General features: G+C 65.0%; 20 protein-coding genes and 2 pseudogenes. 8 read left to right on the top strand and 14 right to left on the bottom strand.

The features are described from left to right. Positions 1-11 precede the first annotated feature (11 nt). Positions 12-968: an EamA family transporter RarD gene (rarD, locus tag U1E69_RS07930; protein ID WP_322243814.1), complete on the top strand. Its 957-nt coding sequence runs from the start codon at positions 12-14 to the stop codon at positions 966-968. On the opposite strand, the gene U1E69_RS07925 is transcribed toward rarD, so the two are convergent. Then, entirely contained in the window at positions 965-2,065 is a 1,101-nt protein-coding gene (locus U1E69_RS07925) for an anhydro-N-acetylmuramic acid kinase (RefSeq protein ID WP_322243813.1), read from the bottom strand. The genes rarD and U1E69_RS07925 overlap by 4 nt on opposite strands. Before the next feature lie 57 nt (positions 2,066-2,122). On the opposite strand from U1E69_RS07925, the gene tyrS reads away from it, so the two are divergent. Then, positions 2,123-3,373 carry a tyrosine--tRNA ligase gene (gene tyrS, locus U1E69_RS07920; RefSeq protein WP_322243812.1) on the top strand — a complete coding sequence of 417 codons (1,251 nt, stop codon included), beginning with the start codon at positions 2,123-2,125 and terminating at the stop codon, positions 3,371-3,373. A 36-nt stretch (positions 3,374-3,409) separates the two neighbouring features. Here tyrS and U1E69_RS07915 read toward each other — a convergent pair whose 3' ends face one another. Further along, positions 3,410-4,012, bottom strand: coding sequence for a peptidylprolyl isomerase (locus U1E69_RS07915; protein ID WP_322243810.1), 603 nt, complete (start codon positions 4,010-4,012; stop codon positions 3,410-3,412). Beyond that, positions 3,999-4,514: a peptidylprolyl isomerase gene (locus U1E69_RS07910; protein WP_322243809.1), complete on the bottom strand. Its 516-nt coding sequence runs from the start codon at positions 4,512-4,514 to the stop codon at positions 3,999-4,001. The genes U1E69_RS07915 and U1E69_RS07910 overlap by 14 nt, the downstream gene beginning before the upstream one ends. A 138-nt stretch (positions 4,515-4,652) precedes the next feature. Here U1E69_RS07910 and U1E69_RS07905 point away from each other — a divergent pair, with 138 nt between their 5' ends. From U1E69_RS07905 to U1E69_RS07880, 6 genes are all read left to right on the top strand, one after another. After that, positions 4,653-5,843 (top strand): phosphoglycerate kinase, encoded by a 1,191-nt coding sequence (locus tag U1E69_RS07905; protein ID WP_322243807.1) that lies wholly within the window; start codon positions 4,653-4,655, stop codon positions 5,841-5,843. Positions 5,844-5,892: 49 nt separating this feature from the next. Next, complete coding sequence (locus U1E69_RS07900) at positions 5,893-6,777, top strand: fructose bisphosphate aldolase (protein ID WP_322243806.1); 885 nt, start codon at positions 5,893-5,895, stop codon at positions 6,775-6,777. Positions 6,778-6,910: 133 nt separating this feature from the next. After that, positions 6,911-7,213 carry an FtsB family cell division protein gene (locus U1E69_RS07895; protein ID WP_322243805.1) on the top strand — a complete coding sequence of 101 codons (303 nt, stop codon included), beginning with the start codon at positions 6,911-6,913 and terminating at the stop codon, positions 7,211-7,213. A 288-nt stretch (positions 7,214-7,501) separates the two neighbouring features. Next, positions 7,502-8,488: a pyruvate dehydrogenase (acetyl-transferring) E1 component subunit alpha gene (gene pdhA, locus U1E69_RS07890; RefSeq protein WP_295079770.1), complete on the top strand. Its 987-nt coding sequence runs from the start codon at positions 7,502-7,504 to the stop codon at positions 8,486-8,488. A gap of 12 nt (positions 8,489-8,500) precedes the next feature. After that, positions 8,501-9,886: a pyruvate dehydrogenase complex E1 component subunit beta gene (locus U1E69_RS07885; protein WP_322243804.1), complete on the top strand. Its 1,386-nt coding sequence runs from the start codon at positions 8,501-8,503 to the stop codon at positions 9,884-9,886. Positions 9,887-9,895: 9 nt separating this feature from the next. Then, complete coding sequence (locus U1E69_RS07880) at positions 9,896-11,227, top strand: pyruvate dehydrogenase complex dihydrolipoamide acetyltransferase (RefSeq protein ID WP_322243803.1); 1,332 nt, start codon at positions 9,896-9,898, stop codon at positions 11,225-11,227. An 87-nt stretch (positions 11,228-11,314) separates the two neighbouring features. Here U1E69_RS07880 and U1E69_RS07875 read toward each other — a convergent pair whose 3' ends face one another. The 11 genes and pseudogenes from U1E69_RS07875 to U1E69_RS07825 form a co-directional block, all read right to left on the bottom strand. After that, positions 11,315-11,953: a CDP-alcohol phosphatidyltransferase family protein gene (locus U1E69_RS07875; protein ID WP_322243802.1), complete on the bottom strand. Its 639-nt coding sequence runs from the start codon at positions 11,951-11,953 to the stop codon at positions 11,315-11,317. Next, the gene (locus U1E69_RS07870) at positions 11,950-12,894 is read right to left on the bottom strand and encodes a phosphatidate cytidylyltransferase (RefSeq protein ID WP_322243801.1); all 945 of its coding nucleotides are present in this window, start codon (positions 12,892-12,894) and stop codon (positions 11,950-11,952) included. The genes U1E69_RS07875 and U1E69_RS07870 overlap by 4 nt, the downstream gene beginning before the upstream one ends. Continuing rightward, entirely contained in the window at positions 12,891-13,532 is a 642-nt protein-coding gene (locus U1E69_RS07865; RefSeq protein ID WP_322243800.1) for a lysophospholipid acyltransferase family protein, read from the bottom strand. Before U1E69_RS07865 ends, U1E69_RS07870 begins: the two co-directional genes overlap by 4 nt. 10 nt (positions 13,533-13,542) lie before the next feature. Next, positions 13,543-14,349, bottom strand: coding sequence for a serine O-acetyltransferase (gene cysE / locus U1E69_RS07860; RefSeq protein ID WP_322243799.1), 807 nt, complete (start codon positions 14,347-14,349; stop codon positions 13,543-13,545). A gap of 162 nt (positions 14,350-14,511) precedes the next feature. Continuing rightward, the gene (locus U1E69_RS07855) at positions 14,512-15,312 is read right to left on the bottom strand and encodes a head-tail connector protein (RefSeq protein ID WP_322243831.1); all 801 of its coding nucleotides are present in this window, start codon (positions 15,310-15,312) and stop codon (positions 14,512-14,514) included. A 90-nt stretch (positions 15,313-15,402) separates the two neighbouring features. Continuing rightward, positions 15,403-16,448 (bottom strand): annotated as a pseudogene (locus tag U1E69_RS07850) (phage major capsid protein); the annotation flags it as partial. Further along, positions 16,445-16,747 (bottom strand): hypothetical protein, encoded by a 303-nt coding sequence (locus tag U1E69_RS07845; protein WP_322243798.1) that lies wholly within the window; start codon positions 16,745-16,747, stop codon positions 16,445-16,447. The gene U1E69_RS07845 and the pseudogene U1E69_RS07850, both read right to left, overlap by 4 nt. Positions 16,748-16,939: 192 nt before the next feature. Further along, on the bottom strand, positions 16,940-18,118 hold the full coding sequence (gene mltG, locus U1E69_RS07840; protein WP_322243797.1) for an endolytic transglycosylase MltG: 1,179 nt from the start codon (positions 18,116-18,118) through the stop codon (positions 16,940-16,942). A gap of 2 nt (positions 18,119-18,120) precedes the next feature. Continuing rightward, complete coding sequence (gene fabF, locus U1E69_RS07835; RefSeq protein ID WP_322243796.1) at positions 18,121-19,380, bottom strand: beta-ketoacyl-ACP synthase II; 1,260 nt, start codon at positions 19,378-19,380, stop codon at positions 18,121-18,123. A gap of 169 nt (positions 19,381-19,549) precedes the next feature. After that, on the bottom strand, positions 19,550-20,497 hold the full coding sequence (locus U1E69_RS07830) for an arginase family protein (RefSeq protein ID WP_322243795.1): 948 nt from the start codon (positions 20,495-20,497) through the stop codon (positions 19,550-19,552). A 199-nt stretch (positions 20,498-20,696) separates the two neighbouring features. Next, positions 20,697-20,780 (bottom strand): annotated as a pseudogene (locus U1E69_RS07825) (acyl carrier protein); the annotation flags it as partial.

Here is a 20,780-nt window from a genome sequence, read left to right as displayed (position 1 = left end):
AGGGATGGGGCATGAGCGAGACCCCTGCCCTGCCCCGCCACGACGCCGCTTCGGGTGCCACGACCGGCGACAGTCTGTCCGGCTTTCTTTACGCACTGACCGCCTATCTGCTGTGGGGTTTTCTGCCGCTGTACATGAAGGCGCTGGCGCATATTCCCCCGGTCGAGGTAATCGCGCATCGGGTGGTCTGGTCGGTGCCGATTGCGGTGGCGGTGATCGCCTGGCTTGGGCGGACGGCGGATCTGAAGGCGGCGTTGCGAAGCCCCCGGATGCTGGCGATGGGCGCGCTGACGGCGGCGCTGATCAGCGTCAACTGGGGGATCTACGTCTGGGCCATCGGGTCGGGACATGCTCTGGATGCGGCCCTTGGGTATTACATCAACCCGCTGTTTTCGATATTTCTTGGCGCGGTCCTTCTGGGTGAGCGGATGGGGCGGACGCAGGCTGTCGCGATTGCTTTGGCGGTGGTCGCAGTCGGCATCCTGACCTGGGAGGCGGGACGGTTGCCGGTGGTCGCCCTGGGCCTGACCCTGACCTGGGGATGCTACGCCTATCTGAAGCGGCGGCTGCCGATCGGGCCGAACCAGGGCTTCACGCTGGAGGTGCTGATCCTGCTGATCCCGGCTGTGGGGTATATCGGCTGGCTGCAGACGCAGGGGACCGGCCATTTCCTGGAGGGGGTGGCCTGGGACAACGCCCTTTTGCTGGGCTGCGGGATCGTCACGGCGGTGCCCTTGATGATCTACGCCAATGGGGCCAAGCGGCTGACGCTGTCGACCATCGCGATCATGCAGTACATCGCGCCGACGATGATCTTCCTGACCGCGGTCTTCGTCTTCGGCGAGCCGTTCAGCGGGGTGAAGCTGGTGGCCTTCGCATTGATCTGGACGGCGCTGGTGATCTATTCCCTGCCGCTTCTGGCGGGGCGGCTTCGCGCGCGGGGCCAGGCCCCGGAGGCCGGGGTCTAGGGTCCCGGGCGGCTGATCTGGCCGCCGCCAATCAGGGCCGGGGCGCCTGTCGTATCGGGGCCGGAGGTCGCCATCTTGCGCAGCACACGGACGGCAAGGAAGGCGAAAGCCTGCGCCTCCAGCATGTCGCCGTCCAGACCCACGGCCTCGACCGGGTCGATCTGGACCGGGATGCGGCGGCGGAGTTCAGCCATCAGCGTGGGGTTGTTGCGCCCCCCGCCGGTGACCAGGATGCGGGTCACTGGGGCCGGGAAATGGATCTGCGCGGCAGCAACGGCAGCGGCCGCCACGGCGGTCAGGGTGGCGGCGGCATCTGCGTCCGCCAGCATCTCCAGCCGATCGAGAAGGCCGTTGAAGTCGTTGCGGTCCAGCGATTTCGGCGGCAGGGCGTCAAACCAGGGGTCCTTCAGGACCGAGGCGACGAAGGCTTCGTCCACCTCGCCGCTGGCAGCCAGCGCACCGCCCGCGTCGTGGCTTTCGCCCAGGCGGTCCCGCATCAGGTCGTTGAGGGGCGCGTTGGCGGGGCCCGTGTCGAAGGCCAGAAGCGCGCCGGGGCTTTCGGGGCCAGGGGCGGTCGGGTCGATCCAGGTCAGGTTGCCGACGCCGCCGAGGTTGAGGAAAGCCAGCGGCTCGGTCGCGCCGATATGGCGGGCGAGCGCGTAGTGGTAGAAGGGGGCGAGGGGTGCACCCTGCCCACCAATGGTGACGTCGGACGACCGGAAATCCCAGACCGTCGGCACGCCCAGAAGCTGCGCCAGAAGCGCGCCGTTGCCGCACTGGTGGGTGCCGCGGCCCTTCGGGTCATGCGCCAGGGTCTGGCCGTGAAAACCCAGGACCTCGGCCCCCGAGAAGCGGGCCAGGACCTCGGCATGGGCGGTTTCCACCACTTCGGCGGCCACCTCGACATCCGGATCGCCCGGCCATTGGCCAAGGGCTGCCCGGAGTGTTTCCTGTTCCTCGGCCGTGTAGGGGCGATAGGCAGCGGGACCGAAGGCAAAGATCGCATGGCCATCCGTCTTGATCATCGCGGCATCGACGCCGTCCAGCGAAGTGCCGGACATCGTCCCAAGCGCCCACAAAGCCCCGTCCTTCCGCATCTTCCCTTGTGTCCCATGCGAAGATATACCGCCGCGACATCCTAGACCGAGGCGGCCATGAACTACCATCCAAAATCTGACTTCATGCGCGTGATGTTCGAGCGCGGCTTTGTTGCCGATTGCACGGATTATCAGGCGCTTGACGAGGCATTGGTGAAGAATGTGCTGCCCGGCTACATCGGTTTCGATGCGACAGCGACCAGCCTGCACGTCGGCAGCCTGATCCAGATCATGATGCTGCGCTGGCTGCAGAAATGCGGCGGCAAGCCCATCGTGCTGATGGGCGGCGGCACGACCAAGATCGGTGATCCGTCGTTCCGGGCCGACGAGCGGCCCTTGCTCACGGACGCGCAGATCAACGCGAATATCGAGGGGATCAAGCGGGCGTTCTCTCCTTACGTGACCTTTGGCGACGGGCCGACCGATGCTGTGATGGTCAACAACGCCGAATGGCTGGATGCGCTGAACTACATCGGCTTCCTGCGCGACATCGGACGGCATTTCAGCGTGAACCGGATGCTGAGTTTCGAGAGCGTGAAGTCGCGGCTGGACCGGGAGCAAAGCCTGAGCTTTCTGGAATTCAACTACATGATCCTACAGGCCTATGACTTCCTTGAATTGCACCGGCGTTACGGCTGCCTGTTGCAGATGGGCGGTAGCGACCAGTGGGGCAACATCGTGAACGGCGTCGACCTCACTCGGCGGGTGATTGATGGGGAAGTGTACGGGCTGACTTCTCCGCTTTTGACCACGAGCGACGGCAAGAAGATGGGGAAAAGCCAGTCGGGCGCGGTGTGGCTGAATGCAGACCTCTTCAGCCCCTACGAGTTCTGGCAGTTCTGGCGCAACACGACGGATGCCGATGTGGGGCGGTTCCTGAAGCTTTACACCGAGTTGCCGGTGGCGGACTGCGACCGGCTGGGTGCGCTTGGCGGGTCCGAGATCAACGGGGCGAAGATCGTGCTTGCGAACGCCGTGACCACTCTTCTGCACGGGGCCGAGGCCGCGGCGGCGGCTGAAGCCACGGCGCGGGAAGTGTTCGAAAAGGGCGGGATCGGCGACGACCTGCCGACCGTGACGCTGGAGCCAGGGGAACTGGCCGAGGGCGTGGGGATCGTGCAGTTGTTCGTGAAAGCGGGCCTGGCGGCCAGCGGCAAGGATGCCAAGCGGCTGATCATGGAAGGCGGGGCCAAGGTGAACGACGAGATCGTCACCGATACCGCGCTGCGCTATGGGGCCAGCCATCTTGCCGTACCGATGAAGCTGACCGCAGGCAAGAAGCGTCACGCGCTGGTCGTGCTGGGCTAAGGCGTAGGGTGGGCGATATCGCCCACCCTACCGATGTCAGTTCTGGACAGTGACCTTGGTCATCACGTCGGGCGTCGCTGGCGGCTCGCCGCGCTGGATCGCGTCGACGACCTCCATCCCCGAGACGACGTTGCCGACGATGGTGTATTGGCCATCAAGGAAGCTGCCGTCGCCGAACATGATGAAGAACTGGCTGTTCGCGCTGTTCGGGTCATTGGCGCGGGCCATTCCGACGACACCCCGCTGGAAGCTGAGGTCGTTGGTGAATTCGGCCGGCAGGTCGGGCTTGGACGACCCGCCCATACCGGCCATCGACAGGTCTCCACCCGCTTTCCCGTTCGACACATCGCCGGTCTGGGCCATGAAGCCGTCGATGACGCGGTGGAAGACCACGTTGTCATAGGCACCTTCGCTGGCCAGCGCGGTGATCTGCGCGACGTGCTGCGGGGCAACATCTGGCAGAAGGTCGATGACGACGGTGCCATTGGCCGCGCCTGCGATCTCGATCACCAGGTTCGGGCCGGGGCCGTCGGTGGCCTGGGCCTGCGCCGGGCTGGTCTGGCTGATGCCGTAGCCCACGACGACGGCGAGACCGGCGGCAAAGAGGCCGCCTGCGATGACGCGATCAAGCCTGGACATCGGCAGCCACCCTGACAGTGATCATGCGGTCGGGGTTGGCCGGAGGCTCGCCCTTCGCGATCTTGTCGACATGCTCCATGCCTGCGATGACGCGGCCATAGACCGTGTACTGGTTGTTCAGGAAATGGTTGTCGCGGAAGTTGATGAAGAACTGGCTGTTGGCCGAGTTCGGGTTCTGCGACCGCGCCGCGCCCAGGGTGCCCCGGTCATGCGGAAGTTTGGAGAATTCCGCCGGCAGGTCGGGATAGGAGGAGCCACCCGTCCCCGCGCGGCGCGGGTTGTAGTTGGGGCTTTCCATGTTGGCGTTTTCCACGTCGCCGGTCTGGGCCATGAAGCCATCGATCACGCGGTGGAAGGCCACGTTGTCATAGGCCTTGTCGCGCGCCAGCTGCTTCATGCGCTCGGTATGCTTCGGCGCCACGTCGGCGAGAAGTTCGATCACCACTTCGCCATCCTTCAGCGTCAGGATGATGGTGTTTTCGGGGTCCTTGATGTCGGCCATCGGTGCCTCTTACGGTTTCAATCGGGCGTGACCGTAATGGCGGCATCCGCCCAAGGGAAGCGCAAACAGCGCTAAGCGGTTGACGGCAGCGTGATCCCCGCGCCAAAAGCGGGCAGGCCCCTGCAGATGGAGAACGCGATGCCCTGGAAAACCCTGGACGACATGGACCTTGGCGGGAAGACGGTGCTGGTGCGGGTCGACATCAACGTGCCGATGGAAGCGGGCCGGGTCACCGACATGACCCGGATCGACAAGATCAGGCCGACGGTCGAGGCGATCATCGCCAAGGGCGGCAAGGTGGTGCTTCTGGCGCATTTCGACCGGCCCAAAGGCAAGGTCGTGCCGGAGATGAGCCTGTCCCATGTCGTGGATGCCGTGGCCGGGTCGCTGGGGCGGAAGGTCGTGTTTGGCTCGGACTGCGTGGGTGAGGCTGCGGTGGCGGCGATTGCCAAGGCGGGGGCTGGTGAGGTGGTTTTGCTGGAGAACACCCGCTTTCATCCGGGCGAGGAGAAGAACGATCCCGAGCTTGCGGCGCAGATGGCCAAGCTGGGCGATGTCTATGTGAACGATGCGTTTTCGGCGGCGCACCGGGCGCATGCCTCGACGGAAGGCTTGGCGCGGCTGTTGCCTGCGGCGGCGGGGCGGCTGATGGAGGCCGAGTTGAAGGCACTGGAAGCGGCTTTGGGCAATCCGCAGCGGCCGGTGGTGGCGGTTGTGGGCGGGGCGAAGGTTTCGACCAAGATCGAGCTTCTGGCGAACCTGGTGACCAAGGTCGACCATCTGGTGATCGGCGGGGGGATGGCGAACACGTTCCTTGTGGCCGAGGGGATCGAGGTTGGCCGGTCGCTGGCAGAACGCGAGATGGCGGAAACCGCGCGGGAAATCCGGCATCGGGCTCAGAAGGCGGGGTGCCAAATCCACCTGCCGGTCGATATCGTCGTCGCGCGCGAGTTCAAGGCGGGGGCCGAGAGCCAGACCGTCGACGTGCAGAAATGCCCGCCCGACGCGATGATCCTGGATGCGGGCCCAAAGACGGTGGTGGCGCTGGAGGCGGTGTTCGCCGCGTCCAGGACCTTGATCTGGAACGGACCTTTGGGGGCCTTCGAGATCGAGCCATTCAACGCGGCGACCAATGCGGCGGCACTGGCGGCGGCGCGGTTGACCCGCGCGGGGGGCCTGATTTCGGTGGCGGGCGGCGGAGATACCGTGGCCGCGCTGAACGCGGCGGGGGCGGCGGATGATTTCACCTTCATTTCCACGGCGGGCGGGGCCTTCCTGGAGTGGATGGAAGGCAAGGACCTGCCGGGCGTTCAGGCGCTGATGGGTTGAGTGGACGGGCCTTCGGGGCTATGCCTGCACTGAAATCTGGGAGACGGACATGACCAACGCGAAGATGACCGAACAGGTGCGCAGCGGGCGCGGCTTTATCGCGGCGCTTGACCAGTCGGGCGGCTCGACCCCCAAGGCCTTGAAGTTGTATGGGGTTTCCGAGAGTGAATACTCCGGCGAAGAGCAGATGTTCGACCTGATCCATGCGATGCGGGCACGGATCATCAAGTCGCCCGCCTTTACCGGCGACAAGGTGGTGGGCGCGATCCTGTTTGAACAGACGATGGACCGGACCATCGACGGCATCCCGACCGCGACCTACCTGTGGGACAAGCGCGGCGTGGTGCCTTTTCTGAAGATTGACAAGGGGTTGGAGGCCGAGGCGGATGGCGTCCAGCTGATGAAGCCGATTCCGGGGCTGGATGCGCTGCTGGCGCGGGCGGCGAAGGCGGGGATCTACGGGACCAAGGAGCGGTCGGTCATCAATGCGGCGAACCGCAAGGGGATTGCAGCCATCGTGGCGCAGCAGTTCGAGCTGGGTCGGCAGGTGGCGGCACATGGGCTGATGCCGATCCTGGAGCCGGAAGTGACCATTTCCATTGCCGACAAGGCCGAGGCCGAGGCGATCCTGCAGGAGGAAATTCTGAAGGCGCTGGAAGGGCTTGAGGGCCAGGTGATGCTGAAGCTATCGCTGCCGACCATCCCGGATTTCTACCAGCCGCTGGTCAAGCATCCGAAAGTGCTGAAGGTCGTGGCGCTGTCGGGCGGGCATTCCCGCGACAAGGCGAACGAGATCCTGGCGCAGAACCACGGGATCATCGCCAGCTTCAGCCGGGCGCTGTCGGAAGGCCTGTCGGCGCAGCAGTCAGATGCCGAGTTCGATGCCGTGCTGCAAGGCGCGGTGGACGGGATCTACGTGGCCTCGATTACCTGAGGTTGTGGCGGGGGCGCCCTGCCCCCGATTTCCGCTCAAGTCTTTGAGCGGGATGCATTTTCAGGATTCACAAGCGATTCGTGATGTGGCATGGTACTTGCAGGCCCCCGCCAGAGGGGCCGGAGAAGGGCGCATGTCGGCAGTTCACACGCAAAGAGGGTTCGGCGGGCTGGTCTATCTGGCTTTCGTCGGCACGCTGGGGGTCTACTTCACCTTTGCCGCCGTGCAGGGCGACTATGGCATGTTCGCCCGCGTGGCGATCAAGGCCGAGGCCGCGACGCTGACAGCCGAGCGTGACCGCCTGCAGGCGGACCTGGCCGAAATGCAGAACCTCACGCACCGGCTGTCGGACGACTTCCTCGACCTCGACCTTCTGGATCAACAGACCCGGGATGTCCTGGGCTATATGCGCAGCGACGAGATCGCCATCCGCTAAGCTCTTGCGTCCTTTGCGTTAATCCACGGACCCTGCCCCTGTTTCGTGATCTGGTTTCGGTATGGATCGCGTATGGCTTTCATACAGACGCGCGTATGGGTCATCTGGTGTTAACCTTGGATCTTCGAATCGGCATCGGCAGACCCTCGCCTGACGCATAGGTGCCATGTCGCCCGGCGGGTCCCGGACAACGAGAATCCTTTTGACCCAATAAATGCCGATGCTGTATAGATGGTTTAACACTAAACCATTTTGCAGATGCAAAACCCAAGCTCTGGGAGGGGCCCGATGGCGAAGAAGCCTGATGCGAGACCGAATGTCTCGAAGGACGACCTGCTGAAATACTACCGCGAGATGCTGCTGATCCGGCGGTTCGAGGAAAAGGCGGGCCAGCTTTACGGCATGGGTCTGATCGGCGGGTTCTGCCACCTGTACATCGGGCAGGAAGCAGTGGTCGTGGGCCTGGAAGCCGCGACCAAGGAAGGCGACAAGCGGGTCACCAGTTACCGTGACCACGGGCACATGCTGGCCTGCGGGATGGACCCCAAGGGCGTGATGGCCGAACTGACCGGGCGGATTGGGGGCTACTCCAAGGGCAAGGGCGGCTCGATGCACATGTTCTCGAAAGAGAAACATTTCTATGGTGGGCACGGGATTGTTGGCGCTCAGGTGCCGCTGGGGGCGGGTTTGGCCTTTGCGGACAAGTATCTGGGCAATGACAACGTGACCTTCACCTACTTTGGCGATGGGGCTGCGAACCAGGGCCAGGTCTATGAGACCTACAATATGGCCGAGCTTTGGCAGCTGCCGGTGATTTTCGTCATCGAAAACAACGGCTACGCGATGGGGACCAGCGTGAAGCGGTCGACCAAGTCCACCACCTATTTCGGGCGTGGCCTTGCCTACGGTATTCCGGGCGAGCAGGTCGACGGGATGGACGTGCTGGCGGTCAAGGCGGCGGGCGAGAAGGCGATTGCGCACTGCCGGGCCGGGAACGGGCCGTATATCCTGGAGATGATGACTTATCGGTATCGGGGACATTCGATGTCGGACCCGGCGAAATATCGCACGCGGGAAGAGGTCGAGAAGATCAAGACCGAGAAGGACTGCATCGAGCATGTGCGCGATTTGCTGACGCAAGGTGGTCTTGCCTCCGACGAGGAGTTGAAGGCCATCGACAAGGAGATCAAGGCGATCGTGAACGAGAGCGCCGAGTTCGCCAAGGAAAGCCCGGAGCCGGACCTGTCCGAGCTTTGGACGGATATCACGGTCTAAGGGGGAATAGACATGGCAACCGAAATTCTGATGCCCGCGCTGTCCCCCACGATGGAGGAAGGCACGCTGGCCAAATGGCTGGTGAAGGAAGGCGATACGGTCAAGTCGGGGCAGATTCTGGCCGAGATCGAGACCGACAAGGCGACGATGGAGTTCGAGGCGGTCGATGAAGGTGTCGTCGGCAAGATCCTGGTCGCGGAAGGCACGGCGGGGGTGAAGGTGAATACGCCCATCGCGGTGCTGGTTGAGGAGGGCGAGACGGTGTCGGACGCCCCGAAGGCTGCCGCAGAGGTGGTTCCGGTGGCGACGGTGGAGAGCCGGTCTGAAGCCCGGCCTACGGTTGCGGCGATGGCTGCGGCCCCTGCCCCGGTAGCGGCGGCGTCTGGTTGGCCGCATACCGACCTGCCTGAGGGACCGACGAAGACGATGACGGTCCGCGAGGCGTTGCGCGAAGCGATGGCCGAAGAGATGCGGGCCGATCCGACGGTCTTCCTGATGGGGGAAGAGGTCGGGGAGTATCAGGGGGCCTACAAGATCAGCCAGGGCCTGCTGGATGAATTCGGGCCGCGCCGGGTGGTGGATACGCCAATCACCGAGATGGGCTTTGCCGGGATCGGGGTTGGTGCCTCGTGGGGTGGGCTGAAGCCGATCGTCGAGTTCATGACCTTCAACTTCTCGATGCAGGCGATGGACCACATCATCAACTCGGCGGCCAAGACGCTGTACATGTCGGGGGGCCAGATGGGCAGCCCGATGGTGTTCCGCGGCCCGAACGGGGCGGCGGCACGGGTCGGCGCGCAGCACAGCCAGGACTATGCGGCCTGGTATGCGGCGATCCCGGGGATGCGGGTCTGCATGCCCTATTCGGCGGCGGATGCGAAAGGTCTTCTGAAGACGGCCATTCGCGATCCAAACCCGGTGGTCTTCCTGGAAAACGAGATCCTGTACGGGCGGTCCTTCGAGGTGCCGACGGACCCCGATTTCGTGGTGCCGTTCGGGAAAGCGTCGATCATGCGCGCAGGTTCGGACGTTACCATCGTGTCGTTCGGCATCGGGGTTGCTCATGCGCTGGCTGCGGCAGAGACGCTGGCAGGCGAAGGGATCAGCGCCGAGGTGATCAACCTGCGCACCCTGCGGCCCATCGACTATGACACGGTGCTGGCTTCGGTGATGAAGACCAACCGCTGTGTGACGGTCGAGGAAGGTTTCCCGGTGGGCTCCATCGGCGACCATATCGCCAGCACGGTGATGCAGCGGGCGTTCGATTATCTGGACGCCCCGGTCATCACCTGCACGGGCAAGGACGTGCCGATGCCCTATGCGGCCAACCTGGAGAAGTTCGCCCTGATTACTCCGGCGGAGGTTGTTACCGCCGTCAAATCCGTCTGCTACCGGTGAGGTGAAGCCATGGCTACCGAAATTCTGATGCCTGCGCTGTCTCCGACGATGGAGGAAGGGACGCTGGCGAAGTGGCTGGTCAAGGAGGGGGACGCGGTCAAGTCGGGCCAGATCCTGGCCGAGATCGAGACCGACAAGGCGACGATGGAGTTCGAGGCGGTCGATGAGGGGGTCGTCGGCAAGATCCTTGTGGCCGAGGGGACTGCGGGGGTGAAGGTGAACACTCCGATTGCGGTGTTGTTGGACGAAGGGGAGGATGCTTCGGCGGTTGTTGCGAAGCCTGCGGCGGTTGCCTCCTCGTCCGCCTCCTCGGCTGTCGCCTCGTCGGGCGGCTCGTCGGCGCCGGTCCCTGCCCCGGCGGCTGCGCCTGTGGCGGCTCCGGTTGCGGGGGGTGCGCGGGTGTTTGCCTCGCCGCTGGCGCGGCGGATTGCCAAGGAGAAGGGCCTCGATCTGGGGGCCGTGAAGGGCTCGGGCCCGCATGGGCGGATCGTGCGGGCGGATGTCGAAGGGATTACGGCGGTGAGCCGGTCTGAAGCCCGGCCTACGGTCGCGGTCGAGGCTGCAAATGCGGCCCCTGCCCCGGCGAAACCGGCGGGCGGGATGCCCACGGGCATGGCGGCGGAGACGGTGCTGAAGATGTATGCCGACCGGCCCTTCGAAGAAGTGGCGCTGGACGGGATGCGGCGCACGGTGGCGGCGCGGCTGACCGAGGCCAAGCAGACCATTCCGCACTTCTACTTGCGTCGCGAGGTGCGGCTGGATGCGCTGATGGCGTTCCGCGAGACGCTGAACAAGCAGCTTGAGGGGCGTGGGGTGAAGCTGTCGGTGAACGACTTCATCATCAAGGCCTGCGCGATGGCGCTGCAGGCGGTGCCGGCGGCGAACACCGTCTGGGCGGGGGACCGGATGCTGCGGCTGAAGCCGTCGGATGTGGCGGTGGCTGTTGCTGTTGAGGGGGGTCTGTTTACCCCGGTCCTGCGCGATGCGGACAAGAAGTCGCTGAGCGCCCTGTCGGCGGAGATGAAGGACCTTGCGGGCCGGGCGAAGACCAAGAAGCTTGCGCCGCATGAGTACCAGGGCGGGTCGTTTGCGATCTCGAACCTGGGAATGATGGGGATCGAGAACTTCGACGCCGTCATAAACCCGCCGCATGGGTCGATCCTGGCCGTTGGGGCTGGCATCAAGAAGCCGGTGGTCATGGGCGACGGGACGATTGGGGTCGCGACGGTGATGTCGATGACGCTGTCGGTGGATCACCGGGTGATCGACGGGGCCTTGGGGGCGGAATTCCTGAAGGCGATCATCGAGGCGCTGGAAAATCCGATGGTGATGCTGGCTTGATCTGTCGGAGCGGGGGGCTTCGCGCCCCCCGCACCCCCCGCGGGATATTTGGACCAGTATGAAATAGGGGGCTTCGGTCCCCCTTTTCTATTTGGTTTTGAGCTTTTCGATCAGGGTCCATGACCGGCGGAGGATCGTGGCGGCTGTGCCGGCGACGATGATCCAGAGCGTGACGGTCAGGGTCCATTCGGTCGCGTAGAGTGCGGCGAGGGTGGTGCCTGCGGTCAGGACGGCCATGCGCTGCGGCTTGGCGAGGGGGCCGGAGAAGTCGGGGGGGAAGCCCTCGGCCCGGCCAAGTTCGCGGATGTAGGCGGTGGCGATGGCGAGGGCGGCGGCGAGGAGGCCGAGGTCGGGTTGGCCTGCGGCGAGGCCTGCGCCGGTGAAGAACAGGAAGTCGGAGGCGCGGTCTGGCGCCTCGTTCCAGAAGGGGCCGTCCTTGGCGCCCTTGCCGCCTTCGATCGCGACCATGCCGTCGATCAGGTTGCAGACGAGGCGGGCCTGGAGGGTGGCGGCGGCGAGGAGGAGGCAGAGGGACTGAAGGATGCCGGGGCCTTGGGGGGAGAGCCAATAGAGCAGGAACCCGAGGGCTGCGAAACCCATCGAGGCCTGGCTGATCTGGTTGGGCGTGAGGCCTTTGGCCACCGCCCAGGAGGCGAGGCGCGCAGCCCATCGGGAGTTGCGCGAGGTGAGGGGCCGGCGGTTTTCCGAAGTATACTGGCGGCTCATGTCGTCGACCAGACCCAGCGGGTGACGTGGAAGAAGATCGGGGCGGCGAAGATCACGCTGTCGAGCCGGTCAAGGAAGCCGCCGTGTCCGGCGATGAGGTGGCCCCAGTCCTTGATCCCCCGGTCGCGCTTGATGGCCGACATGACGAGGCCGCCGAAAAAGCCCATCAGGGTGATCAGAAGGCACATGCCCGCCGCTTCAAGCGGAGAGAACGGGGTCATCCAGTACAGGGCCGTGCCGACGCCAGTGGCGGTCAGGGTGCCGCCAACCAGCCCCTCCCAGGTCTTGGAGGGCGAGAGGGTGGGCGCGACCTTGGTCCGGCCGATCAGCTTGCCCCAGACATATTGCATGACGTCCGACAGTTGCACGACGAAGATCAGATAGGCGATGAGGATGACGTTGCGGCCCTCGAACCCCGGGATCTGGAGGTAGAGGAGTGCAGGCACGTGGCTTGCGCAATAGACGCAAATCATCAGCGCCCATTGGGTTTCAGAAACGCGGATCAGGAAGTCCTTGGTGGAGCCGCGGAGGGAGGAGATGACGGGCAGAAGGAGGAAGGCGTAGACAGGGATGAAGATCGAATACATCCCGTACCAGTCCGTCGCGAGGAACGCATATTGCAGCGGCAGGATCAGGAAGAAGCAGGCGACCAAGGACCAATGGTCGGCGCGGTTGTGGGTCGTCAGGGTCAGGAATTCGCGGAGTGCGGCAAAGGAGCAGAGCGCGAAGAGGAGGACGACGCCCGGCTTGCCCGCGATGAAGGCGAGCGCCAGGCAGATCACCATCACCCACCAGGCATTTATGCGGGCGTTCAGGTTCTCGATCACCGGGTTCTGGCCGGCGGGCGACAGGCGGGCGCGGAGGATTTCGCCCACGATGGAGGCCAGAACCAGGATGGTTCCGACGCCGGCGAGCAGCCAGAGGAGATGCGGCGATGTCATGCGGGGGCCTTCAGCGCAAGCAGCGCCTCGGTGGCGCGGGCGAGGAAGGCCTCTTTCGTCTCGTCGGGCGCAACGTGAAGCGGCGCGCCGAAAGTGAGGGTGCAGATCAGCGGGACGGGAATGACTTCACCCTTCGGCATCACACGGTTGAGGTTGGCGATCCAGACGGGGACAAGGTCGACGTCGGGGCGGGCCTTGGCAAGGTGGTAAAGCCCGGACTTGAAGGGCAGCAGCGGCGCGTCCGAGCTGTTGCGCTGGCCTTCGGGGAAGAGAATGAGCGACGACCCCTGGTCAAGTGCTGCGACCATCTGGGCCACCGGGTCCTCGGTCCGCGCTTCAGGGCGACGGTCGATGAGGACGGCGTTGAAGACCTCGCGGCCGATGAAGGCGCGTAGCGGCGAGGTCAGCCAGTAGTCCAGTGCGGCGACCGGGCGGGTCTGGCGACGCAGGGGGCTGGGGAGCGTGGTCCACAGCAGAACGAAGTCGCCGTTCGAAGAGTGGTTGGCGAAGTAGACGCGCTGATGCGGCACCGGCTCGATCCCCTGCCAGATGGCACGGGGGGCGGTCATGAAACGGGCGAAGGTCGAGATGGCCTGCCCAGTCACGCGGGCGGCGAACACACGAAGGGCGGGGATCATGCTGAGTTGGTCATTCCGCCTTGAGGATCTGGTCCATCGTCAAGGCAGGCTGGGCACAACCCGCCTTGCCCACCACGCGCGCGGGAACCCCGGCGACGGTTGTGTTGGGGGGAACATCCTCAAGCACCACGGAGCCTGCGGCAATGCGCGAGCAGCGGCCGACATGTATGTTGCCGAGGACCTTCGCCCCGGCCCCGATCAACACTCCGTCCCCGATCTTGGGATGCCGGTCGCCGTCTTCCTTGCCGGTCCCACCAAGAGTGACAGAGTGCAGCATCGACACGTTGTCGCCGACCACCGCCGTCTCGCCGATGACAATGGAATGGGCATGGTCGATCATGATCCCCTTGCCGACGCGGGCTGCGGGATGAATGTCGACGCCGAAGACTTCGGAGACCCGCATCTGGACGAAATAGGCAAGATCTATGCGACCTGCCTGCCACAGCCAGTGACCGATGCGGTAGGCCTGGACGGCCTGGTAGCCCTTGAAGAACAGAAGCGGCTGCATGAAGCGATGGCAAGCCGGGTCACGTTCGTAGACCGCCATGAGGTCCGAGCGGGCAGCGGTGCCGATTTCCGGGGCGCTGTCATAGGCCTGATCAGCAATCTCTCTCAGGATCTGCTCGCTCATTTCGCCGGAAGCGAGCTTGAGCGAAAAGCGGTACGCAAGTGCCCGCTCCAGCGTGGAATGGTGCAGAAGACCCGAGTGGATCAGCCCGCCAAGCAACGGCTCGTCACGAATTGCATCGACGGCTTCTTCGCAAACCCGACGCCAAACCGGGTCGACGGCGCTAAGCTTGGATCTGGTTTCAAACATGGGCGAAGCCTCCGGTTGTGGGACCTAGATACCACAACCGGATTGTCACGCGACATGCAATTCTGTGCGTTCCTTCATCAATTCTTGAAATGGGTTGGCATGGATGAAGCCCCTTACGTCTTCCAATCAGGCCGCAATAGTGATCTGGCGGAACGGATCTGTCTATGGTGGGACGCCCGCCGATGCCTCTGTCATCGAAGCCATCCGCGCCATTCGGGCGGCTGGCCCCGTCGACCTTCGGCACTTCCAATGCGGCAGCCCGAGCAATCCCGCCGGCACGCCACGGCATTCCAACACCGTCCAACAGAGTCTGCTCGACTTTCGGCCGAACAGTGCAGATCGTCTCCGAACCACGACACAACAAGCGACACCGCCCCGGCGTTTGGCAGTTCCTGCGTCAGCTGTTCCAGACTTGTCGCAAAGTCGGTTTTTCCGGACGGATAGTGAACATTGGCCGACCTGTTCCGTCCAAGCGCCTCCGCATAGTGCACCGGTGTCGTGGCCAGGCCGTACTCTCCAATCCCCGGGATCAGGGCTACCCCTCGGACGGCGCCGCCAAGCATCAAAGACCACCCTGACCATCCCCCGCTCGGGATCGTCGGCAACGAAGTTCCCTTGCCCGCCAGTCGCGGCCGGTGCAGGTCCTTGATCAGCCGGTAAGCCGTGGCCGGAGCAACCACTTCCGCCCCACCTGCATCGACAAGGGTCAGGCTGACGAAACACCGGCGACACCGGAAGCGCCTGCTCGGCATCCCGCCAACAGTCCAGTACCAACAGGAAGCGGCGTTGGAACAGCATCTTGCCGATCCGTCCTTCGATCGCCGCCATCGCGGCGCGAAGATAGGTTTCGATCAACACGTCCTGCAGCCCGTCATCGGCAAATCCGGACCCCATCCGCAGATGGTCCTTCATCTCCTCTACCGGCAGGGCCACCGAGGGCACCGGGGTCTCTTCGGTCAACATCATGATCAGATCTCCGCCCGCGGCCGGGCCTTCAGGTGTTGCAAGGCACGGGAATGGCCCGACCCCCGCCGTGGGGGCCGGGCCGGGTCATCAGGACACCGCGACGCGAAGCAGCTTGATCGCCGCAAAGTCGGTAATGTCGCCGCCGACGCGCTTGTTGGCGTAGAACAGGACGTTGGGCTTGGCCGAGAACGGGTCGCGCAGGATCCGCAGGTCCGGGCGTTCCGCGATGGTGTAGGCCGCACGGAAGTCGCCGAAGGCAATGGCGAAGGCGTTGGCCGCGATGTCGGGCATGTCCTCCGACACCAGCACCGGATAGCCCATCAGACGCGCAGGCTCGTTTGCCGCCAGACCGTCCGACCACAGGAAGCGGCCGTCGGCATCCTTCATCTTGCGCACCGCGCCCACGGTCTTCGAGTTCATCACGAAGGCCGCGTTGGCCCGGTAGTCCGAGCCAAGAGCGTAGACCAGGTTGACGATGCAGTCGGCCGGGTTGACCGCGGCGAAATCCGCCGCAGCACCGGTCGGCACATAGCCGATGTTGCCCCAGGTCCACGAAGCGTTGGCGACCTTGGTCGGCAGCAGGATGCCCTTGGGCTTGTCCACGCCGTCGCCGTTGATGAAGGCCGCAGCCTCGGCGCGGATGAACCGGGTCGCGATCTTCTCGGCCAGCCAGCCCTCGACGTCGAAGGCGCTGTCATCCAGCAGGCGCTGGCTGGCCTTCGGCATCGCCGCCAATTCGTGCAGCTTGATCGAGATGCGCTCGATGATCGGGGTCGCGGTCTCGGTTGTGGCTGCGGTTTCGGTCGCCCAGCCCGAACCAACCTCGGACCGGTCGACGATCACGTCGAACGAGGTCGCCTCGACCTGCACCACGTTCGCAATCGACCGCAGCGACGAGGTCGACAGCAGAAGCGACTGGACGCGCTCTGCGGTCTGCGGGTCAACAAGATAGCCACCATCGGCGGCCACTGCGGTCGACATCGCCTTGCCTTCCAGGGTCAGGCCGCGCAGCCGTCATCGTCGCCCGACCGCAGATAGGCGTTGAACGCCTTCTGATGCGGCGCCTCAACCTCCGCGCGGGCCGAAAGCGCCGGACGGCCATAGGACATCGTCTTTGCGTTCAGCATGTTCAAGCCAGGCGGCGCCCGATTTCAGCTCGGGCCTCGTCAAGGTCGAGCGCCCCTCCGGCTCCGACGTGGCCGGCAATCTGCTTGCGGAGTTGGTCAACTTTTCCCCTTTCCTGCAACACTGCCAGGGCCGTCGCGCGTAGCTCGCGGATTGCCGTCTGTGCCGCCTTCACTTCATTGAATTCCCCGGCCTTCAGGGCGTTCATCGTGCGCTCAAGCTCGATGACCGCCTCTTCGTAAAGCCGTTCCGTGACCCCCAGGACATCTGCCTGCGTGGGCACGTCCCCCGTGAACCTCACTGTCATCTAGTCCCGTCACCCCTCATGCTGCCCCCGCACGAAGGAAATGAAAAAGCGGCCAACGGGGAGGCACCCCGGGCCGCTTCGACACTTCTTCTAGCATGCCGGAAGGTCTACATCAGACCGCGCGGCAAGTCAAGCAAAAACGACGCAAATTCAAATGGTTGGCCGACCGCAAGCTTCACGGATCGTTAACCTTCAATCGCCCTGGACGCCGCTCTCCTCGGCCGCGCCCTGCTCGGCTTCGATCCGGCGCCAGCGGGCAACGTTCTCGTTGTGCTCGTCCAGCGTCTGGGCAAAGGCATGCCCGCCCGTGCCGTCCGCGACGAAGAACAGGTAATCCGTCGTGTCCGGGTTCATCGCCGCCTTGATCGACGCTTCCCCCGGGTTGGCGATGGGGGTCGGAGGCAATCCGTCGATCACATAGGTGTTGTAGGGCGTCTCACGCCGCAACTCGCTTTGACGCAGGCCGCGCCCCAGCACCCCCTCGCCGTTGGTGATGCCGTAGATCACCGTCGGGTCGGTCTGCAGCCGCATCCCCTGCTGCATGCGGTTGACGAAGACGCTGGCCACCCGGCCGCGCTCTTCCGGTACCGCGGTTTCCTTTTCGATGATCGAGGCCATGATCAGCGCCTCTTCCGGCGTGTCGTAGGGCAGCCCCTCGGCCCGGCTCGCCCAAGCCTCAGCCAGGACCGCCGCCTGCTTTTCCGTCATCTCGGCAATGATGGTGCCACGCTCGGTTCCGCGCTCGACCTCATAGCCACCCGGCGCAAGCGAGCCCTCCGGCGGCACCGTTTCCAGCGCGCCTTGCAGGAAATCCGCCTTCTTCAGCGCATCCACCACCTGCCAGCTTGTCACGCCTTCGGCGACCGTGATCCGGAAGACCAGCGCCGGGTCGTCCGAGACTTCCAGGTATTCGGGCGGCAGCGGATCGACGCCCGCATCGAACCGCGCAACCTCGGTGTAGGCGTTCGAAGTCAGGTCAAGCTCGCTGAGCACGACATCCGACCGCGTCACGCCGATCCGGAAGTTCAGGTCGCGCCCGCAGGTCGACCGGCCCGTCGCGGTGATCGCTTCCAGCACTTGGGCCATGCTGGCACTGGCCGGGACCATGTAGCTGCCGAACTTCAGGTCAGCCGCCCGGTCGGAATACTCTGCACCCATCCGGAAGATGCGGGCGTCGGTGATGGCACCCCGCTCCTCCAGGTTCCGGCTGACGGCCGACAGGCTGGACCCCCGCTCCACTTCCAGGCAGATCGCCTCGGCCAGCGGTCCGGGTGCCACGAACTCGTTGCGTCCCCAGGCGACCAGCGCCGCCATCCCGACCAGGATCACGATGAACAGCGTCAGCGCATTCGAGGCAACGGACCGCCACATCCCTAGCGCACCTTGCCCAGGACAAGACTTGCGTTGGTGCCACCGAAACCAAAGCTGTTCGACAGCGCCACATCAATCTTGCGGCGCACCGCCTTGTTCGGGGCGAGGTCCAGCCTCGGCTGCACCGCCGGGTTGTCCAGGTTGATCGTCGGCGGCGCCACCTGATCCCGGATCGCCAGCACGCAGAAGATCGCCTCTACCGCGCCCGCAGCCCCCAGCAAGTGCCCGATCGACGACTTGGTCGAGGACATGGTGGCGTTCGGCGCATGGTCGCCCAAAAGCCGCTCCACCGCGCCCAGTTCGATGGTGTCGGCCATCGTGCTGGTCCCGTGGGCGTTGATATAGTCGATGTCCTTGGCCTCCAGCCCAGCCCGCTTCAGCGCAGCGGCCATGCTGCGATACCCGCCGTCGCCGTCCTCGCTGGGCGCGGTGATGTGGTAGGCGTCGCCCGAAAGCCCATAGCCCAGCACTTCGCAATAGATCTTCGCACCCCTGGCCTTGGCGTGCTCGTACTCCTCCAGCACGACGATCCCGGCGCCCTCGCCCATGACGAACCCGTCGCGGTCGGCGTCATAGGGCCGGCTGGCCTTCTGCGGCGCATCGGCCCGCTTCGTCGACAGCGCCTTGCAGGCGTTGAACCCGGCGATCCCGATCTCGCTGATCGGGCTTTCCGCCCCGCCCGCGACCATGACGTCGGCATCCCCCCACATGATCAGCCGCGCCGCATCGCCAATGGCATGCGCCCCGGTCGAGCAGGCCGTCACCACCGCATGGTTCGGCCCCTTGAAGCCGAAGCGGATGCTCACCTGCCCCGAGACGAGGTTGATCAGCGCGCCGGGAATGAAGAACGGCGAGACGCGCTTCGGCCCCTTCTCCTTGATCAGCACCGCCGTCTCGGCGATCGAGTTCAGCCCGCCGATCCCCGACCCGATCATCACACCGGTCCGCAGCTTCTCTTCCTCCGGGATGTCGTCCCACCCGGCATCGCGCACGGCCTGCACGGCGGCGGCCATTCCGTAGATGATGAAGTCATCGACCTTGCGCTGCTCTTTCGGCTCCATCCAGTCGTCGGGGTTGAAGGTCCCGTCCGAACCGTCCCCCATCGGGATCTCGCAGGCGTACTGGGTCACGACGGACGACGCGTCGAACTTGGTGATCGTCCCTGCCCCCGACTGGCCCGCGATCAGGCGGCTCCAGGTCTCCTCGACCCCGCAGGCAAGGGGGGTGACCATTCCAAGACCGGTGACCACGACGCGACGCATGCTCTCTTCTCCCACGGATCAGGCTTTTCCGGGTGATACACGGCCCCCCCGACCCGCGCAACCGTGGGGCAAGCGGATCGGCGGGGGCAAGGAGTGTCCACGCAGGACAGCTTGACCCGAGTCAGAGAAATCAACCGCTTGATCGTGGGCGTTCACAAAGCGTCAACCCTCATCCCTGCCGCGCCACGATGCCCATCACGGCGGCCAGAAGCTGGGCTGCCACCGCCGCCCCCTGGCCGTCGATGTCGCGGGCGGGCATGAATTCCACCATGTCGAAACCCACGATCCGCGCTTTTTCGGCCACGCCCGCGACCAGCTCCAGCACCTGCCAGTAGCCCAGACCCCCGGCGGTTCGCCCGATCACAGCGGGCATGATGGCAGGGTCCAGCGCGTCAAGGTCAAGGCAAACGATGACCTCCGCCCCTTCGGCGATCAGGTCAAGCGCGCGGGCGATGCCATAGCGTGCCACCTCTCCCGACGGAACGAACCCCACGCCCCAGGCTTCCGCATCCGCAACATCCTGCAGCCGGGCCGAGCCGATGCCACGCTGACCAACCTGGATGATCGCGTCGATGTGGTCCATCTCGGAGGCCCGCCGCATGGTCGAGGACAGCCCAAGCCGTTCGCCATGCACCTCGTCCCGCCAGTCGATATGCGCGTCGATCTGCAGGATCGTGTAGCCCCGGCCCCGCGCGCCGTAGGCCTCCAGCATGGGGATCGGCAAGCTGTCGTCGCCCCCGATCAACATGGGCACCCCGCCCCGGTCCAGGATCTGGCTGACCGCGCCAAAGATGCGCGCCCGGTTCCCCGCCGCGTCCGCAATATCCTGCGGCAGGTCACCCGCATCCACCGCCGAGACGCCACCCGGAAACACCGGCCCGCCGAGGTCAAAGTTCATGTGGGCGAGGTTCGCCGCATAGGCCGCCCCCGCCGCCCGGATCGCCGCAGGGCCGCCCGCACAGTAGAAGCCGACGGAAGGATAGGGCGTGCACCCATCCGCCCCGATCAGCGCCATCTTCGCCGTCAGACGCGAAAGGTCTCGGGTTCGCGGGATACCCATGAAAGTCTCGACATTGGCCGCGCCGAACATGGTGCCAAGGGCGGTGTTGCCGGTCATGAAGGCCTCCTCTTTCGGGGACCAGACTGGCGGTCGGGCAACGGGCTGGCAAGGCCGGGCGTGGACACCACGGCGGGGACTTGCCGCAAGCGTAGGGTGGGCAATATTGCCCACCCTACCTGCCGGGTCGTCGGACCCACCCGCAAACGCAAAAGGCACCCCGAAGGGTGCCCTGCTGTCCGGTAAAGGACGACTGTTGTCAGGCGGCTTCCGAGATGAACTTCACCGCGTCGCCGAAGGTCTGGATGGTCTCGGCGGCGTCATCGGGGATCTCGATCCCGAA

It is taken from the genome of Tabrizicola sp., from assembly GCF_034366665.1.
Lineage (GTDB): Bacteria > Pseudomonadota > Alphaproteobacteria > Rhodobacterales > Rhodobacteraceae > Tabrizicola.
This window is presented reverse-complemented; position numbering and strand designations above follow the sequence as displayed.

Bases quoted from the DNA above. Each gene is read 5' to 3' on its own strand.
- U1E69_RS07875 (WP_322243802.1), bottom strand. From the start codon at position 11,953: ATGAGCCGCCAGTATACTTCGGAAAACCGCCGGCCCCTCACCTCGCGC.
- U1E69_RS07870 (WP_322243801.1), bottom strand. From the start codon at position 12,894: ATGACATCGCCGCATCTCCTCTGGCTGCTCGCCGGCGTCGGAACCATC.
- U1E69_RS07900 (WP_322243806.1), top strand. From the start codon at position 5,893: ATGACCAACGCGAAGATGACCGAACAGGTGCGCAGCGGGCGCGGCTTT.
- fabF (WP_322243796.1), bottom strand. From the start codon at position 19,380: ATGCGTCGCGTCGTGGTCACCGGTCTTGGAATGGTCACCCCCCTTGCC.
- cysE (WP_322243799.1), bottom strand. From the start codon at position 14,349: ATGTTTGAAACCAGATCCAAGCTTAGCGCCGTCGACCCGGTTTGGCGT.
- rarD (WP_322243814.1), top strand. From the start codon at position 12: ATGAGCGAGACCCCTGCCCTGCCCCGCCACGACGCCGCTTCGGGTGCC.
- U1E69_RS07845 (WP_322243798.1), bottom strand. From the start codon at position 16,747: ATGACAGTGAGGTTCACGGGGGACGTGCCCACGCAGGCAGATGTCCTG.
- U1E69_RS07910 (WP_322243809.1), bottom strand. From the start codon at position 4,514: ATGGCCGACATCAAGGACCCCGAAAACACCATCATCCTGACGCTGAAG.
- U1E69_RS07885 (WP_322243804.1), top strand. From the start codon at position 8,501: ATGGCAACCGAAATTCTGATGCCCGCGCTGTCCCCCACGATGGAGGAA.
- U1E69_RS07895 (WP_322243805.1), top strand. From the start codon at position 6,911: ATGTCGGCAGTTCACACGCAAAGAGGGTTCGGCGGGCTGGTCTATCTG.
- U1E69_RS07915 (WP_322243810.1), bottom strand. From the start codon at position 4,012: ATGTCCAGGCTTGATCGCGTCATCGCAGGCGGCCTCTTTGCCGCCGGT.
- U1E69_RS07880 (WP_322243803.1), top strand. From the start codon at position 9,896: ATGGCTACCGAAATTCTGATGCCTGCGCTGTCTCCGACGATGGAGGAA.
- U1E69_RS07865 (WP_322243800.1), bottom strand. From the start codon at position 13,532: ATGATCCCCGCCCTTCGTGTGTTCGCCGCCCGCGTGACTGGGCAGGCC.
- U1E69_RS07855 (WP_322243831.1), bottom strand. From the start codon at position 15,312: ATGTTGACCGAAGAGACCCCGGTGCCCTCGGTGGCCCTGCCGGTAGAG.
- pdhA (WP_295079770.1), top strand. From the start codon at position 7,502: ATGGCGAAGAAGCCTGATGCGAGACCGAATGTCTCGAAGGACGACCTG.
- tyrS (WP_322243812.1), top strand. From the start codon at position 2,123: ATGAACTACCATCCAAAATCTGACTTCATGCGCGTGATGTTCGAGCGC.
- U1E69_RS07830 (WP_322243795.1), bottom strand. From the start codon at position 20,497: ATGACCGGCAACACCGCCCTTGGCACCATGTTCGGCGCGGCCAATGTC.
- mltG (WP_322243797.1), bottom strand. From the start codon at position 18,118: ATGTGGCGGTCCGTTGCCTCGAATGCGCTGACGCTGTTCATCGTGATC.
- U1E69_RS07925 (WP_322243813.1), bottom strand. From the start codon at position 2,065: ATGCGGAAGGACGGGGCTTTGTGGGCGCTTGGGACGATGTCCGGCACT.
- U1E69_RS07905 (WP_322243807.1), top strand. From the start codon at position 4,653: ATGCCCTGGAAAACCCTGGACGACATGGACCTTGGCGGGAAGACGGTG.